We start from the raw sequence: 13,165 nt of genomic DNA, 5'->3' as shown, positions 1-13,165 counted from the left end.
TCGTGGGCGTATTGACACACTTTGGGGGATATTTCATGAGTTCGCCGGTTGAAGAGCTGCTGAACCGGTCGCACAGGCTCGGGGCCGACCCGCGCAACACCAACTTCGCCGGAGGCAACGCCTCGGCCAAGGGCACGGCCGTCGACCCGGCGACCGGGTCCGACGTCGAGCTGATGTGGGTCAAGGGGTCGGGCGGCGACCTCGGCACGCTGACCGAGGCCGGCCTCGCCGTGCTCCGTCTGGACCGGCTGCGCGCGCTGACCGGCGTCTACCCGGGCGTCGAGCGTGAGGACGAGATGGTCGCCGCGTTCGAATTCTGCGCTTTCGGCAAGGGCGGCGCCGCGCCGTCCATCGACACCACGATGCACGGCCTGGTCGAGGCCGCGCACGTGGACCATCTGCACCCCGACGCCGGCATCGCCATCGCGGCCGCCGCCGACGGCGAGGAGCTGACCCGGCGCATCTTCGGCGACCGAGTCGTCTGGGTGCCCTGGCGGCGGCCCGGCTTCCAGCTCGGCCTGGACATCGCCGCGATCAAGGCGGAGAACCCGCAGGCCATCGGGTGCATCCTGGGCGGCCACGGCATCACCGCCTGGGCCGACACCTCCGCCCAGTGCGAGGCCAACTCGCTGGAGATCATCCGCACCGCGGAGGCGTACATCGCCGAGCACGGCAAGCCCGAGCCGTTCGGGCCGGTGCTGCCCGGCTACGAGGCGCTGCCGGAGGAGGAGCGGCGCGCCCGGGCCGCCGCGCTCTTCCCGATCATCCGGGGGCTGGCGAGCACCGACGTGCGCCAGGTCGGCCACTTCACCGACACCCCCGAGGTCCTGGACTTCCTGTCCCGGGCCGAGCACCCGCGCCTGGCCGCGCTCGGCACCTCCTGCCCGGACCACTTCCTGCGCACCAAGGTCGTCCCGATGGTGCTCGACCTGCCGGCCGGCGCGCCGTTCGAGGAGGCCGTGGCGCGGCTCCGCGAGCGGCACGCCGCCTACCGCGAGGAGTACCGCGCCTACTACGAGCGGCACGCCGTCCCCGGCTCGCCCGCCATGCGCGGCGCCGACCCGGCGATCGTGCTGGTCCCCGGCGTCGGCATGTTCTCCTTCGGCAAGGACAAGCAGACCGCCCGGGTCGCCGGCGAGTTCTACCTCAACGCGATCAACGTGATGCGCGGCGCCGAGGCGGTCTCCGCGTACGCGCCGATCCCCGAGGTGGAGAAGTTCCGCATCGAGTACTGGGAGCTGGAGGACGCCAAGCTGCGCCGTCTGCCCGCGCCCAAGCCGCTGGCCGGGCGGATCGCCCTGGTCACCGGCGGCGGCTCCGGCATCGGCGCCGCCACAGCGCGCCGACTCGCGGCCGAGGGCGCCTGCGTCGTCGTCGCCGACCGCGACCTCGCCGCCGCCGAGAAGGTCGCCGCCGAGCTGGGCGCCCGCGCGTACCGGCCCTCGGACGTGGCGATCGCCGCGGGCGTGGACGTGACCGACGAGGAGCAGATCGCCGCCGCCTTCCGGGAGGCCGTGCTGGCCTTCGGCGGCGTCGACCTGATCGTCAACAACGCGGGCCTGTCGCTGTCGCGCTCCCTGCTGGAGACCACCGTCCAGGACTGGGACCTCCAGCACGACGTCATGGCGCGCGGCTCGTTCCTGGTCTCCCGGGAGTCCGCCCGGATCATGATCGACCAGGGCATGGGCGGCGACATCGTCTCCATCTCGTCCAAGGACTCGGTCTTCGCCGGCCCCGACAACGTCGCGTACGGCGCGGCGAAGGCCGACCAGGCGCACCAGGTGCGGCTGCTCGCCGCCGAGCTGGGCGAGCACGGCATCCGGGTCAACGGCGTCAACCCCGCCTACGGCCAGCGCACTCTGCTCAAGCGCGAGGTGCTGCCCGAGCACGTCGCGGCGGCGGTCTTCGCGCTCACCGGTGGGGACCTGTCGCTGACCACCGGACTGCACATCCCGGTGGACGCCGGCGTGGCGGCGGCCTTCCTCCGCTGACACAGCGCGGGGACGCCGCCCCTCGCGAGGGGCGGCGTCCCCGTCGCCGGGCCTCCGCGTTCGAGCGTCGCCGGATCGGGAAGGGGGACGCCATGACGGAGGCCCGGGAGGTCCTGAACAGGCACACGGCCGCGTTCAACGAGCACGACATCGCCGCACTGTTACGGGTGGTGAGCCCCGCGGCCGTGTGGATCAGCCCGGAGGGCCCCGCCGAGGGGCACGAGGAGATCGCCTCCTACATCGGGCACTTCTTCGCCGCGTTCCCCGACGTACGCGCCCTGGTCTGGGAGACCGTCGACAACGGTGACCTGGCGGCCGAGGAACTGATGATGGTGGGCACCCACGCGGGCACCTACCTGATGCCGGGCGGGCGGGCGATCCCCGGGACCGGCCGCCCCATCCAGCTTCGCTGCTGTTCCATGTGCACGGTCGAGGGCGGGCTCATCGTCAGCCTGCGCTTCTACTTCGACCAGTTGGAGCTGCTCGCCCAGCTCGGGCTGCTGCCGGGATCAGAACTTTGAGTCCGCGGGCAGCTCGAACCACACGACCTTGCCGGTGAACGTGGGGACGGCGCCCCAGCAGCAGGCGAGCTGTCGCAGAATGTTCAGGCCCCGGCCGCGCTCGTCGTCCGGGCCCGGATCGCGCAGCCGCGGCGGGTTCCGGTCGGCGTCCTCGACCTCGCACCGCAGCAGGCCGTCCGCCAGGGAGAGGGAGAGCTGGACCGGGCCGTGGGTGTGCCGCAGCGCGTTGCCGGCCACCTCGCTGACGAGCAGCTCGGCGATGTCGATCGTCTCGCCGGGCAGGCCCCAGGCGGAGAGCCGGGCGCGGGTCACCCGGCGGGCCATGCACGTCGAGGACAGGCGCTGCGGGAGTTCCCAGGTGGCGGTGAAATCCTCGCTCGGCTCCGGCCCGCGGGGGGCCTCGGCCGGGGCCTGCGACCTGTCCCAGTTCACGGCCCAGCTACGTCGCGCGGAGAACAAAGTAGTCGACGGGACGTTCCGAACGCCCGCCGTCGCGATGTCGATGGTCATGCCGTACACCCCGTGAGCTTCCGATCGGCCGGGAGACTGCGCCCGTCGGGCAGCAGCTCACCGCTGTCGTCGAAGACCACCACGCCGTTGCAGAGCAGTCCCCATCCCTGTTCCGGGTGGTAGGCCACCAGGACGGCCGCCTCGTGGTCGGAGGCGGAGGCGGGAGGACAGGAAGGCAGGTGCTCGCACATGGTCGTGTCCTTGGTAGATCCTCGCTGGTGGTCGTGGCCGGTCGTCGTGGTTTTCTTCCACCATCAGGATGCCGAGGGACGCGCCCAGGTCGTGAGGGGATAAACCCCCGTATGGGTACGTATTCGCATCTACGTACCTGAGCTAAGAGACGGTAATGCGCTCCGGGGCGGGGATGAGGGGCGCCGGATGCCGCCTCGCCAGCCGTCGCCCGAGTCGCTGCATCGGCAGCTCCACGAAGCGGTACGTGAGCCAGCTCACGCCGCAGATGCACGCGAGGGCGGCGAGGCCGAGCCCGAGCTGGACCGGCCAGGAGAACCTGAGCGGGTTGCCGGAGACCAGCATGAAGAGCCGCAGCACCGGCATGTGCAGCATGTAGACGGAGTAGCTGATCAACCCCAGCCAGGCCAGCGCGTACGGGATCCGGCGCCCGCGTAGGGCGTGGAAGAGCCAGAACGTGCCCCCGGCCAGCGCGACCGTCGCCAGGTTGGCCATGCCGTTGACCGTCACCGGCTTCAGGAACGGCGTCAGGCAGATCAGGAACGCGACGCCCAGGACCGGCCACATCCCCGACATCTCGCCCCGCTCCCAGCGGTAGATCACCGTGCCGGTGAACATGACCGCCAGGACCATCGCCCCCTGCCAGGGCACCCGGCTGCCGACCACGATCAGCCCGACGGCGAGGGCGCCCAATCCGAACGCCCCGGCCGTACGGACCCGCCCGGCGCCGAACAGCACGCCTCCGAGGCTCGCCACGATCACCGCGAGCACGATGACCGGCACGACCGGGCCGCCGAGCAGGCCCCGGGCCGGCATGACGAACGCCACCAGCACCGACAGTGCCGCGAACGCCAGGGCGAACAGTGTGCTGCGCCGGTGCAGACCGCCCACGAAAAGGGCGGTGACGAGGAGGTAGAAGACCATCTCGTAGGAAAGGGTCCACATCGGCTCGGTGAACGCCCACGAGCCGGTGACCTCCATGAGCATCGTGATGTGCCCGACGGGGTCGATGTTGTCGCGCAGCGGCTGGACCGGCGTCATCGCGAGGACGACGGCGATGGTCAGGACGTACAGGGGATAGAGGCGGAACAGCCGGCCGATCCAGAACGCCCGCACGTCGCCCCTGCGCTCCAGTGAGGCGGGGATGATGTAGCCGCTGACCAGGAAGAACACCAGGACGCCATAGTTCCCCAGGTTGAACCAGGTCGGACGGAGATCGGGCAGGAAGCGGTAGGTCATGTGTTCGAGCAGCACCGCTGTCGCGCCCAGCCCGCGAAGAGCGTCGAGCCATCTGTATCTGGTTATGGCAACCTGATCGTCAATAGGCACTTATGTCACATTAAACGATGATGCTAGTGATTGCCGAACAGTTCCCCATTTCCGGAAAATCGCACGAGATGTGATCAGATCGACCGGTCTGGAGAATGTCGCTTTCGCGGCGCGGACTCCGCGCCGCGAGAGCCTCCGCGACGGCCGTGCGGGGTGGTGCGGAATTCCCCGCCCTACCGCGTACGGCGCAGCAGCAGCGAGACGAAGCCGAAGACGCCCCGATAGCCGTTCAGCCACATGTCGCGGTGCTCCAGCGCCGCCTCGCGCGCCGCCTCACCGTCGGGGCCGGGGTTCTCCTCGGCCCAGCGCAGCAGGGTGCCGGTCCAGGACCACTCGTACTCGTCCCACTCGCCGCGCTCGCTGGTGTGCGCGTAGACGGTCACGTAGCCCGCGCTCTCCGCCCGCGCCACCGTCCCGGCGAGGTCCGCGTAGTCGTCCGGGTCGTCGACCAGCAGGCCGGCCACCTCAGGGGAGGGCGGGCTCTCCCAGAAGCCCTCGCCGACGAGGGCGAGGCCGCCCGGGCGCAGGAAACCGGCGACCGCCTCCATCGTCGGGACGAGCCCGCCGAAGATGTGGGTCGACCCCATGCACATCACCAGGTCGTACGGCTCGCCGCCCTCCGGGCCGCCGAACTCGGTCGCGGACGTCCGGTGCAGGCGGATCCGGTCGCTCACGCCCCGCTCCTTCGCCGCTCGGGCGGCGGAGTCGAGCGCGTGCACCGAGATGTCCACACCGTCCGCCGTCGCGCTCGGACAGAGCGCCAGCGCCCGCAGCGTCCACTCCCCGCCGCCGCAGCCCAGGTCGAGGATTCGCGCGCCCTCGGGCAGCTTCGCCCGGGTGAGCAGGCGATCGATGTGCGCCTCGCTGATGGGTGAGGCGATCGGGTGGTCGCCGTGCGCGATGTGGCTGATCAGGTCACGTTCCATCCGCACACTGTCTCGTGCGCTTTGTCGGGAACGCCACTGAATAAAGCCGTACGGGAGACTTGCGAAACCGGGGATGCGGCGGCTACCGCCGGACTTCCACGGGGTCCCCGGTGCGCACCGTGCCGGGCCGGGTCACCCGCATGATCACGCCGAACTTGTTCTCGTGCGCCGCGATCAGATGCTTCTGCAGCTCGGGCCGGCGCTCCCGGCCGTACGGGTCCCAGCTCGGCACCGCGCAGCGGATGCACGGGCCCGCGTTGTCGCCGGTCACCTCCAGGACCGCCTCACCCAGCGTGATCACCGTGCCCTCGGTGAAGGACTCCTCGGCGAACGCGGGCGCGTCGGTGGTGAGGTGGACGTTGGGGCGGAACCTCTCCAGCTCGACCTTCGCGCCGAGTTCCTCCTCCAGGCCGTGCAACGACGCCGCGAAGGTGACCAGCACCGTCGGGCCCCGATCCTGCTGGCCGTCCTGCGCCCGCAGCGACAGCGGCACGCCGTACGACTCCGTCAGCTCGTCGGGGAGACCGGGGTCGTCCCAGGCCCACGGCACGCCGCCGGGTGAGTAGAGCACCGGAGGGCCGGGCGGCTCGGGGGAGCCGTCGCAGGTGGCCGGGTAGGCCGCCTCCCAGGCCAGCATCGGCGGCGACTGGCGCACGGTGAGCCGCTTGCCCGCGTGCGTCGGGCGCTCGTCGATCAGCGCGTACGCGCGGTCGCCCGCCAGACCCCGGTGGTCCAGGAGGGCGGCGGAGAGGCGCTCCCCGCGCAAGGACTTGACCGGCCAGCGGTGCAGGCCGTCCACGGTTCCCTGGTACATGCCTCGATCCTAGAAGTGCCCGGGACGGCCGCTCGACGTGAGGACGGGAGATCAGCGGCGCCGGGCGAACCGGTCGGTGGCCTCGATGAGACGGTCCAGGATGCCCGGCTCGGCGTAGGAGTGCCCGGCGTCGTCGGCGATGTGGAGCTCCGACTCCGGCCACGCCCGGTGCAGATCCCAGGCGGTGATCGCCGGAGTGCACATGTCATACCGCCCCTGGACGATGACGCAGGGGATGTGCCTGATCCGATCGACGTTCCGGATCAGCTGCCCCTCGGTGAAGAAGCCGCCGTTCACGAAGTAATGGCACTCGATCCTGGCGAACGCCACGGCGTAGTCGTCGTCGGCGTGCTTGGCGACGATCGAGGGATCGCGGCGCAGCGTGATGGTCGAGCCCTCCCACACGCTCCACGCCCGCGAGGCGGGGATCCGTACGGCCGGGTCGGGATCGTTCAGCCGCCGGTGGAAGGCGGCGATGAGGTCGCCGCGCTCGTCCTCCGGGATCGGCGCGACGTAGCTCTCCCACAGGTCGGGATAGACCATCGAGGCGCCCTCCTGGTAGAACCAGCGCAGCTCGAACGGCCGCAGCGTGAAGATGCCGCGCAGCACCAACTCGGACACCCGGTCGGGATGGGTCTGCGCGTACGCCAGGGAGAGCGCGCTGCCCCACGACCCGCCGAAGACCATCCAGCGGTCGATCCCCAGGAATTCGCGGAGCCGCTCCATGTCGGCGATGAGATTCCCCGTGGTGTTGTCCTCCAGCGACACCGCGGGGTCGGACGCGTGCGGGAGGCTGCGCCCGCAGTTGCGCTGGTCGAACAGCACGATCCGGTACGCCTCCGGATCGAACTGGCGGCGGTGGTCGGCGGTGCAGCCGCCTCCAGGGCCGCCGTGCACCATGACGACGGGCTTGCCCTCCGGATTGCCGCAGACCTCCCAGTAGATCCGGTTGCCGTGGCCGACGTAGAGCAGGCCGGAGTCGTAGGGCTCGATCGGCGGATAAAGCGTCCTCATGAGCGGCCATCCTGCCGTACGAGGGCCGTACCGACCGCGACGGGAGCCGACCGGGGGCGGGAGCCGCGATGAACGTCCCGGACGGCGGATAGCGGCGACCTCACCGGGTAGGGCGAACAGACCGGATAAATCACTCTTCGGGGGGCGACATGAGGCTTTTCGTCCGGCCACACCAGATCCCCGTACGGCTGGCCACCGGGCTCTTCATGCTGAACTCGGGACTCGGCAAGGCGTCGGTGGACGAGGAGACCGCCACCGCGCTGCACGGGATGGCGTCCGGAACCTATCCCTTCCTCAAGAACATGGAACCGATGACCTTCGCCAAGCTGCTGTCCAAGAGCGAGATCGCGCTCGGCGTGGCCTTGGTGCTCCCGGTCGTCCCCTCCGTCGTCGCCGGGGCGGCGCTCACCGCGTTCGCCGGCGGGCTGATGGGCCTCTACCTGAAGACGCCGGGCCTGCGCCAGGAGGGCAGCCTGCGGCCGACGCAGGAGGGCGTCGCCATCGCCAAGGACATCTGGCTGGTGGGCATCGGGGCCAGCCTCCTCTGCGAGGAGCTCGGCCGCTGCGACTGATCCGTACTTCTCGCGGATCAGCCGATCTCCGACCTGACGAAGCGCACCCGCTCCTCCACCGAGCCGCGCGGCAGCGTGACCAGCTCGTACCCGTAGTCCGTGTACGCGGCGACCATGGAGGCGTATGTCCGCTCGGCCTCGTCGAGCGACTGCCTGCGCTCGACGTCCTGGCGGTAGATCTCCGGCCAGGGCGGGGCGATGAAGACGCGAGGGTGGTACCGGAAGGTCCGCGCGGCGGCGTCCACGTGATCGGGCACCGCGCGCCCTTCGAGACGTAGATATCCCACGATGTCCGGCACTCCCCGGTCGAAGAAGACCGGCCCCTGGTGGCCGCGCGCGATCTGGTACGAGCGCAGCTCCCAGCAGAGCATCAGCTCGGCGAACAGCTCCGGGTCGAGCCAGGGCAGGGCGCGCCCGCCGATCGCGGTCTGGTCCTGGATGATCGCGCGTCCCGCCTCCTGCGACCGCGCGAACCCGGCGCCCTCAAGACGGTCGATCAGCGTGCTCTTCCCGGAACCGGGACCTCCGGTGATGACGACGAACTCTGCTGGGTCTCCTGCCCGGACCGGCATCCGGCCGCCTCCTCGTCCTCGCGCGGTGCGGCCCCGGGGCCGCCTCGTCACAGCCAGCCGGCGTCCTGGGCCACCCGGATGGCGTCGATCTTGTTACGTGCGCCGATCTTGGTGATCGCGCTGGTCAGGTAGTTGCGCACGGTGCCGGGGGAGAGGTGCAGCCGTGCCGCGATCTCCTCCGCCGCCGCCCCGTGGGCGGCCTCCTTGAGCACGGTCGCCTCCCGGGGAGTCAGCGGGCTCGCGCCGTACTCCATCGCGGACGCGACGAGCTCCGGATCCAGGACGCGCAGTCCCTGGGCCGTGCGGCGGATCGCGTCCGCCAGCCGGTCACCGGGGGCGTCCTTGACCAGGAACGCCTCGATGCCGGCCTGCAGGGCACGCCGTACCTGCCCGGGCTGGCCCATCGCGGTGAGCACCAGGACGCGGCAGGAGGGCAGGCGGCCGAGCAACTCGGCCGCGGCGGTGATGCCGTCCACGACGGGGAGGTCGATGTCGACGACCGCCACGTCCGGACGGGTGCGGAGCGCCTCGGGGACGATCTCGTCACCCTTGGTCACCTCGGCGACCACCTCGATGTCCGATTCGAGGCGCAGCAACGCCGTCAGGGCCGCTCTGATCATATGCATGTCCTCGGCGAGCAGCACCTTGATCATCCGGTCACCTCCGGCTGGGAAAGCTCCGATGTCCCGGGACCGGCCGCCGTCCCCAGGGAGGACGCGTCGGGCACGGGGATCTCCATGACGAGCCGGAACCCGCTGTCACCGACCCGCTCCGCGACCACCGAGCCGCCGACCTGCTCCGCGCGTTCCCGCAGGCCCGCCAGCCCGCCGCCGCCGCCGCTCCGGCCGGAGACGGGGGCGGGGCCGCCGTCCCCCTCGATGCGGCCGTCGTTCACGACCTCAAGGCGTACGGCCCGGCCGCGCAGGGAGGTGGTGATCGAACAGGTCGTCGCGCGGCTGTGCCGTACGACGTTGGTGATCCCCTCGCGCACGCCCCAGGCGAGGGTCTCGCCCACGACCTTCGGCACCTCGACGTCCGCGAGGTTGACGTGGCACCGGACGCCCGAGGCCGCGAGCAGCGCCACGCCGCGATCGACCTCCTGCGACAGCGACATCTCCCGGAACCCCCGGGCCACCTGCCGTACGTCCTGGGCGGCGTCCCTGGCGACCCGGACGAGCTCCTCCAGCTCGCCGGCGGCCACGGCGGGGTCGCGCTCGACCAGCCTCCGCGCGAGATCGCCCTTCAGCGCGATGGCAGACAGGCTGTGCCCGAGGCCGTCATGGAGGTCGCGGGAGATGCGCAGCCGCTCTTTCAGCACCGCCGCCTCGGCCAGGTCGGCGCGGGCCCGCTCCAGCTCTCTGGTCACGACCACGAGCCGGGTCACCGCGTAGATCACGAATCCGGTGACGAAAACGGTGATGGCGAAGTAGAACCCGCTCGACAGGCTTCCGCCCGGCGGCACGGTCGTGAACACCCAGGCGTGTACGGCCATCGCGCAGGCCACGATCGGCAGGGCCACGGCGAACCGCAGGCGGAGCAGCACCGAGCCCATGAGGATCGGAACCATCGGGGCGATCCAGAAGTACCACATGCCGCCGAAGGCCAAGGACGGCGCGTAGGTGGCCACCGCCTGAACGAGGAGAGCCACCGGGAACCCCCGGAAGGCCTGTCCGCGCAGGGCCGCACGAATATGGAGGTAGTGGGGGACGAAGAACGCGACCATCGCGACGACCATGATTCCGTCGTGCGGCAGGGAGCCGAACATCAGGACTGAGGCGATCAGGTTGATCGTGAACCCCACCGAGATCGTGCCGACCACGGCGATGGCCAAGGTTTGCGAGCGTATACGCATGACGTCCCGATTATGACCGGCTCGATCAGGCTCGATCAGGCTTGGTCAGGCGTGATCAGACGTGATCGGGCCGGCTTGATTGCGACCGGACTTGATGACGACCGGCTCGATTATGACCGGCGCGCTTCCCAGCGGAACCAGCGACTGATCACCAGGAGCGCGATGGCCGCCCAGACGGTCAGGATCAGCAGGGGCACCGCCGCCGCCTGCAGATCGTCGGCGAAGGTGCCGTCGGCGAAGGTCGCCCTGCCCACCTTGACCACCGCCGCGGTGGGCAGCAGGTCGAGCGCGGTCGTCAGCCAGCCGGGGAGGAGCTGGCCCATCGGCCCGAAGGCCCCGGCGCCCAGCCCGGCGATCATGAAGAACGGGATGCTCATCGGGGCAGCCACCTCGGCCCGGGGGATGACCACGGTCCAGGCGGCGCCGAGCAGCGTGATCACGGCCGCGCCGAGCACCACGAAGACGGCGAACAGGATCGGGTCGCGCGGCGCGGGAGCCGAGGTGAGGTTCACCACCGCCACCGTCGTGACCAGCGCGATCAGCACGCCCTGGACCATGATGTTGAGCAGCTCGCCGCCGAGCACCGCGCCGTCGCTCAGCCCGGTGGCGCGCAGCCGCTTGAGGACGAGCTGGTCGCGCCGGGCGGTCAGCGAGACGGCGCTCTGGTTGAACCCGCTGAGCGTGAGAACCACCGCCAGCATGCCGAGCAACTGGGCGGCCACCACCGAGGGGTCGCCCGCACGTACCCGGTCCATCAGCACCGGCAGGCCGATGCCGAGTCCCAGGGAGGTCAGCACGGTCGCGGTCAGCGCCTGCTTGTCCCGCCAGTAGATCCGGCCGCCGAGGCGGGCGACCGCCAGGGTCTCACGAGCCGTCATCACGCGTTCTCCTTGCTCGCCAGATCGAGGAACAGGTCTTCGAGGGTCGCCGTACGGACCTCCAGGCCGCGCAGCCGCAGTCCGCGCTCGCCGGCCCAGCCGAGGAGCGTCTGCGCGGCCACGTCGGGGTCGGGCACCCGGCAGATCACGGTGCCGCCCTCCACGGCCGTGGCCTCCACGGGCAGGTCGTGGATCTCCACGCCGTCGGGCAGCTCGAACGCCACCCGCCCGGTCTGCGCGGCGAGCGTCTCGGCCATGCCTCCGGCGGCCACGATCGCGCCCCTGTCCATGATCGCCATCCTGGAGGCGAGGCGCTGGGCCTCCTCCAGGTAGTGCGTCGTGAGCAGGACGGTGGTGCCGTGCGCCGCCAGGTCAGTGACGACGTCCCAGGTGGCCTTGCGCGCCTCCGGGTCCATGCCCGTCGTCGGCTCGTCCAGGAAGAGCAGGTCGGGACGGCCCAGCGTGGCCAGCGCGAGGTCGAGCCGCCGCTTCTCGCCGCCGGAGAGCTGGCGCACCTTGGTGCCCGCCTTGCCGGTCAGCCCGGTCAACTCCAGGGCCTCGGCGCGCGGCCGGGCGGCCGGGACGAGCTGCCGCCAGGAGTCCACCGTCTGCGCCACGGTCAGGTCGGGGAAGAAGCCCGCCTCCTGGAGCATGATCCCCGTGCTCTTGCGCACCTTGGCCCGGTCCTTCACCGGGTCGAGGCCGAGCACCCGTACGGTGCCGCCGTCGGGGCGCTGGAACCCGGCGAGGACCTCCATCGTCGTGCTCTTGCCCGCGCCGTTCCTGCCGAGCAGGGCGAATATCTCGCCCCGGGCGACGGAGAAGGAGATCTCCCGGACCGCCTCGAAGTCGCCGTAGCTCTTCCTGAGCCCGTCCACCTGGATTGCTTCCATGGCTCCGATTCTTCGGAGCCGCGCCGCACGGCGGCAGTGAAAAATTCACGACTTGCCCCGGAACTGCCCAGGAACCGGTTCCGGCAAAGAGACCGTCCGCCCCGGCGAGGGCGGGCGCGAGATGGGTATTCGTGCCCCATGGTGCAAATCGGGTACACGATGATGACCGAGCAGACGCCCGCCCGGCAGCTCGTCGACGACGTGGTCACGGCCGAGCGGGTCGGGTTCGATTACGCCGTAATCTCCGACCACTACTTCCCCTGGCTGGAGGAGATGGGGCACGCGCCGTACGCGTGGTCGGTGCTGGGCGCGGCGGCCGTCTCGACGCAGCGGCTGCCACTCATGACGTACGTCACCTGCCCGATCATGCGCTACCACCCGGCGGTGGTCGCGCAGAAGGCCGCCACGGTGGGCGTCCTGTCCGAAGGGCGGTTCACGCTCGGCCTGGGGGCGGGCGAGAACCTCAACGAGCACGTGATCGGCCACGGCTGGCCGCCGGTCAACACCAGGCACGACATGTTCCGGGAGGCCATCGAGATCATCCAGGAGCTGTTCGAGGGCGGCTACACCAGCTATCGCGGGGCGCACTTCGACGTCGACTCGGCCCGCCTGTACGACCTGCCGGACCAGCCGGTGCCGATCGCGATCGCCGCCTCGGGCGAGCAGTCCGGCGAGATCGCCGCCGAGTACGGGGACGGCCTGGTCACCGTGGATCCGGACGCCGAGCTGGTCGCGAAGTTCTTCGCCGAGGGCGGCCGGGACAAGCCGGTCTACGGCCAGCTCCCGATCTCCTACGACACCGACCGGGAGGCCGCCGTCGAGCGGGCCCACCGGCTGTGGCGCTGGTCGGCCGCGGGCTGGAAGGTGATGGCCGAGCTGCCCGCCCCGGTGAACTTCGACGCGTACGCCGGGACCGTACGGCCCGAGGACGTCGCGGAGAAGGTGCCCTGCGGCGCGGACGTGGACGCCGTGGTGGAGGCGGTGCGCAAGTACACGGACGCCGGGTTCACCCACGTCGCCCTGGTCCAGATCGGGCACGAGCACCAGAAGGAGTTCTTCGAGTGGGCGGAGCGGGAGCTGCTGGCCACGCTGCGCAGCCTGTGA

Annotated in this window: 15 protein-coding genes; 4 read left to right on the top strand and 11 right to left on the bottom strand. The window is 70.9% G+C overall.

Annotated features, from left to right (window positions below; translation table 11 throughout):
• Positions 1 to 35: 35 nt before the first annotated feature.
• Both rhaD and AWQ68_RS03380 read left to right on the top strand, forming a co-directional pair.
• Positions 36 to 1,991: a bifunctional rhamnulose-1-phosphate aldolase/short-chain dehydrogenase gene (gene rhaD, locus AWQ68_RS03385; protein WP_066934485.1), complete on the top strand. Its 1,956-nt coding sequence runs from the start codon at positions 36 to 38 to the stop codon at positions 1,989 to 1,991.
• 92 nt (positions 1,992 to 2,083) lie between these two features.
• Positions 2,084 to 2,512, top strand: a complete 429-nt coding sequence (locus tag AWQ68_RS03380) for a nuclear transport factor 2 family protein (RefSeq protein WP_066934482.1) — start codon at positions 2,084 to 2,086, stop codon at positions 2,510 to 2,512.
• Here AWQ68_RS03380 and AWQ68_RS40410 read toward each other — a convergent pair.
• From AWQ68_RS40410 to pip, 6 genes are all read right to left on the bottom strand, one after another.
• Positions 2,501 to 3,022 carry an ATP-binding protein gene (locus AWQ68_RS40410; protein ID WP_157544836.1) on the bottom strand — a complete coding sequence of 174 codons (522 nt, stop codon included), beginning with the start codon at positions 3,020 to 3,022 and terminating at the stop codon, positions 2,501 to 2,503. The two genes, AWQ68_RS03380 and AWQ68_RS40410, sit on opposite strands and share 12 nt — an antisense overlap.
• On the bottom strand, positions 3,019 to 3,213 hold the full coding sequence (locus AWQ68_RS03365) for a DUF5999 family protein (RefSeq protein WP_066934475.1): 195 nt from the start codon (positions 3,211 to 3,213) through the stop codon (positions 3,019 to 3,021). The genes AWQ68_RS40410 and AWQ68_RS03365 overlap by 4 nt, the downstream gene beginning before the upstream one ends.
• 142 nt (positions 3,214 to 3,355) lie before the next feature.
• Positions 3,356 to 4,540, bottom strand: a complete 1,185-nt coding sequence (locus tag AWQ68_RS03360) for an acyltransferase family protein (protein ID WP_084463604.1) — start codon at positions 4,538 to 4,540, stop codon at positions 3,356 to 3,358.
• Positions 4,541 to 4,713: 173 nt separating this feature from the next.
• On the bottom strand, positions 4,714 to 5,466 hold the full coding sequence (locus AWQ68_RS03355; protein ID WP_066934472.1) for an SAM-dependent methyltransferase: 753 nt from the start codon (positions 5,464 to 5,466) through the stop codon (positions 4,714 to 4,716).
• An 82-nt stretch (positions 5,467 to 5,548) separates the two neighbouring features.
• Positions 5,549 to 6,280, bottom strand: a complete 732-nt coding sequence (locus AWQ68_RS03350; protein ID WP_066934469.1) for an MOSC domain-containing protein — start codon at positions 6,278 to 6,280, stop codon at positions 5,549 to 5,551.
• A 51-nt stretch (positions 6,281 to 6,331) separates the two neighbouring features.
• On the bottom strand, positions 6,332 to 7,294 hold the full coding sequence (gene pip, locus AWQ68_RS03345) for a prolyl aminopeptidase (protein WP_066934466.1): 963 nt from the start codon (positions 7,292 to 7,294) through the stop codon (positions 6,332 to 6,334).
• Positions 7,295 to 7,443: 149 nt separating this feature from the next.
• Here pip and AWQ68_RS03340 point away from each other — a divergent pair, with 149 nt between their 5' ends.
• Positions 7,444 to 7,866 carry a hypothetical protein gene (locus tag AWQ68_RS03340; RefSeq protein WP_066934463.1) on the top strand — a complete coding sequence of 141 codons (423 nt, stop codon included), beginning with the start codon at positions 7,444 to 7,446 and terminating at the stop codon, positions 7,864 to 7,866.
• Between the two features lie 17 nt (positions 7,867 to 7,883).
• Here AWQ68_RS03340 and AWQ68_RS03335 read toward each other — a convergent pair whose 3' ends face one another.
• The 5 genes from AWQ68_RS03335 to AWQ68_RS03315 all read right to left on the bottom strand — a co-directional run bounded on the left by AWQ68_RS03335 (position 7,884) and on the right by AWQ68_RS03315 (position 12,061).
• A complete protein-coding gene (locus AWQ68_RS03335) occupies positions 7,884 to 8,438 on the bottom strand; it encodes an AAA family ATPase (protein WP_066934460.1) in 555 nt (184 codons plus the stop codon).
• A 47-nt stretch (positions 8,439 to 8,485) separates the two neighbouring features.
• On the bottom strand, positions 8,486 to 9,091 hold the full coding sequence (locus AWQ68_RS03330; RefSeq protein WP_066934457.1) for a response regulator transcription factor: 606 nt from the start codon (positions 9,089 to 9,091) through the stop codon (positions 8,486 to 8,488).
• Positions 9,088 to 10,269 carry a sensor histidine kinase gene (locus AWQ68_RS03325; RefSeq protein WP_066934453.1) on the bottom strand — a complete coding sequence of 394 codons (1,182 nt, stop codon included), beginning with the start codon at positions 10,267 to 10,269 and terminating at the stop codon, positions 9,088 to 9,090. The genes AWQ68_RS03330 and AWQ68_RS03325 overlap by 4 nt, the downstream gene beginning before the upstream one ends.
• A 131-nt stretch (positions 10,270 to 10,400) precedes the next feature.
• Positions 10,401 to 11,168 carry an ABC transporter permease gene (locus AWQ68_RS03320; RefSeq protein WP_066934451.1) on the bottom strand — a complete coding sequence of 256 codons (768 nt, stop codon included), beginning with the start codon at positions 11,166 to 11,168 and terminating at the stop codon, positions 10,401 to 10,403.
• Positions 11,168 to 12,061, bottom strand: coding sequence for an ABC transporter ATP-binding protein (locus AWQ68_RS03315; RefSeq protein WP_066934448.1), 894 nt, complete (start codon positions 12,059 to 12,061; stop codon positions 11,168 to 11,170). Before AWQ68_RS03315 ends, AWQ68_RS03320 begins: the two co-directional genes overlap by 1 nt.
• Before the next feature lie 138 nt (positions 12,062 to 12,199).
• Here AWQ68_RS03315 and AWQ68_RS03310 point away from each other — a divergent pair, with 138 nt between their 5' ends.
• Positions 12,200 to 13,165 (top strand): TIGR03557 family F420-dependent LLM class oxidoreductase, encoded by a 966-nt coding sequence (locus AWQ68_RS03310; RefSeq protein WP_066934446.1) that lies wholly within the window; start codon positions 12,200 to 12,202, stop codon positions 13,163 to 13,165.

Origin of the sequence: Microtetraspora fusca, assembly GCF_001570365.1 — a bacterium.
In the GTDB taxonomy this organism is placed as follows: Bacteria; Actinomycetota; Actinomycetes; order Streptosporangiales; family Streptosporangiaceae; genus Microtetraspora; species Microtetraspora fusca.
Note: the sequence above shows the minus strand (reverse complement) of the source record. Positions and strands in the feature narration are given on the sequence as shown.

Coding starts and splice junctions, on each gene's coding strand:
- rhaD (WP_066934485.1), top strand. CDS start 36: ATGAGTTCGCCGGTTGAAGAGCTGCTGAACCGGTCGCACAGGCTCGGG.
- AWQ68_RS03380 (WP_066934482.1), top strand. CDS start 2,084: ATGACGGAGGCCCGGGAGGTCCTGAACAGGCACACGGCCGCGTTCAAC.
- AWQ68_RS40410 (WP_157544836.1), bottom strand. CDS start 3,022: ATGACCATCGACATCGCGACGGCGGGCGTTCGGAACGTCCCGTCGACT.
- AWQ68_RS03365 (WP_066934475.1), bottom strand. CDS start 3,213: ATGTGCGAGCACCTGCCTTCCTGTCCTCCCGCCTCCGCCTCCGACCAC.
- AWQ68_RS03355 (WP_066934472.1), bottom strand. CDS start 5,466: ATGGAACGTGACCTGATCAGCCACATCGCGCACGGCGACCACCCGATC.
- AWQ68_RS03350 (WP_066934469.1), bottom strand. CDS start 6,280: ATGTACCAGGGAACCGTGGACGGCCTGCACCGCTGGCCGGTCAAGTCC.
- pip (WP_066934466.1), bottom strand. CDS start 7,294: ATGAGGACGCTTTATCCGCCGATCGAGCCCTACGACTCCGGCCTGCTC.
- AWQ68_RS03340 (WP_066934463.1), top strand. CDS start 7,444: ATGAGGCTTTTCGTCCGGCCACACCAGATCCCCGTACGGCTGGCCACC.
- AWQ68_RS03335 (WP_066934460.1), bottom strand. CDS start 8,438: ATGCCGGTCCGGGCAGGAGACCCAGCAGAGTTCGTCGTCATCACCGGA.
- AWQ68_RS03330 (WP_066934457.1), bottom strand. CDS start 9,091: ATGATCAAGGTGCTGCTCGCCGAGGACATGCATATGATCAGAGCGGCC.
- AWQ68_RS03320 (WP_066934451.1), bottom strand. CDS start 11,168: ATGACGGCTCGTGAGACCCTGGCGGTCGCCCGCCTCGGCGGCCGGATC.
- AWQ68_RS03315 (WP_066934448.1), bottom strand. CDS start 12,061: ATGGAAGCAATCCAGGTGGACGGGCTCAGGAAGAGCTACGGCGACTTC.
- AWQ68_RS03310 (WP_066934446.1), top strand. CDS start 12,200: ATGGTGCAAATCGGGTACACGATGATGACCGAGCAGACGCCCGCCCGG.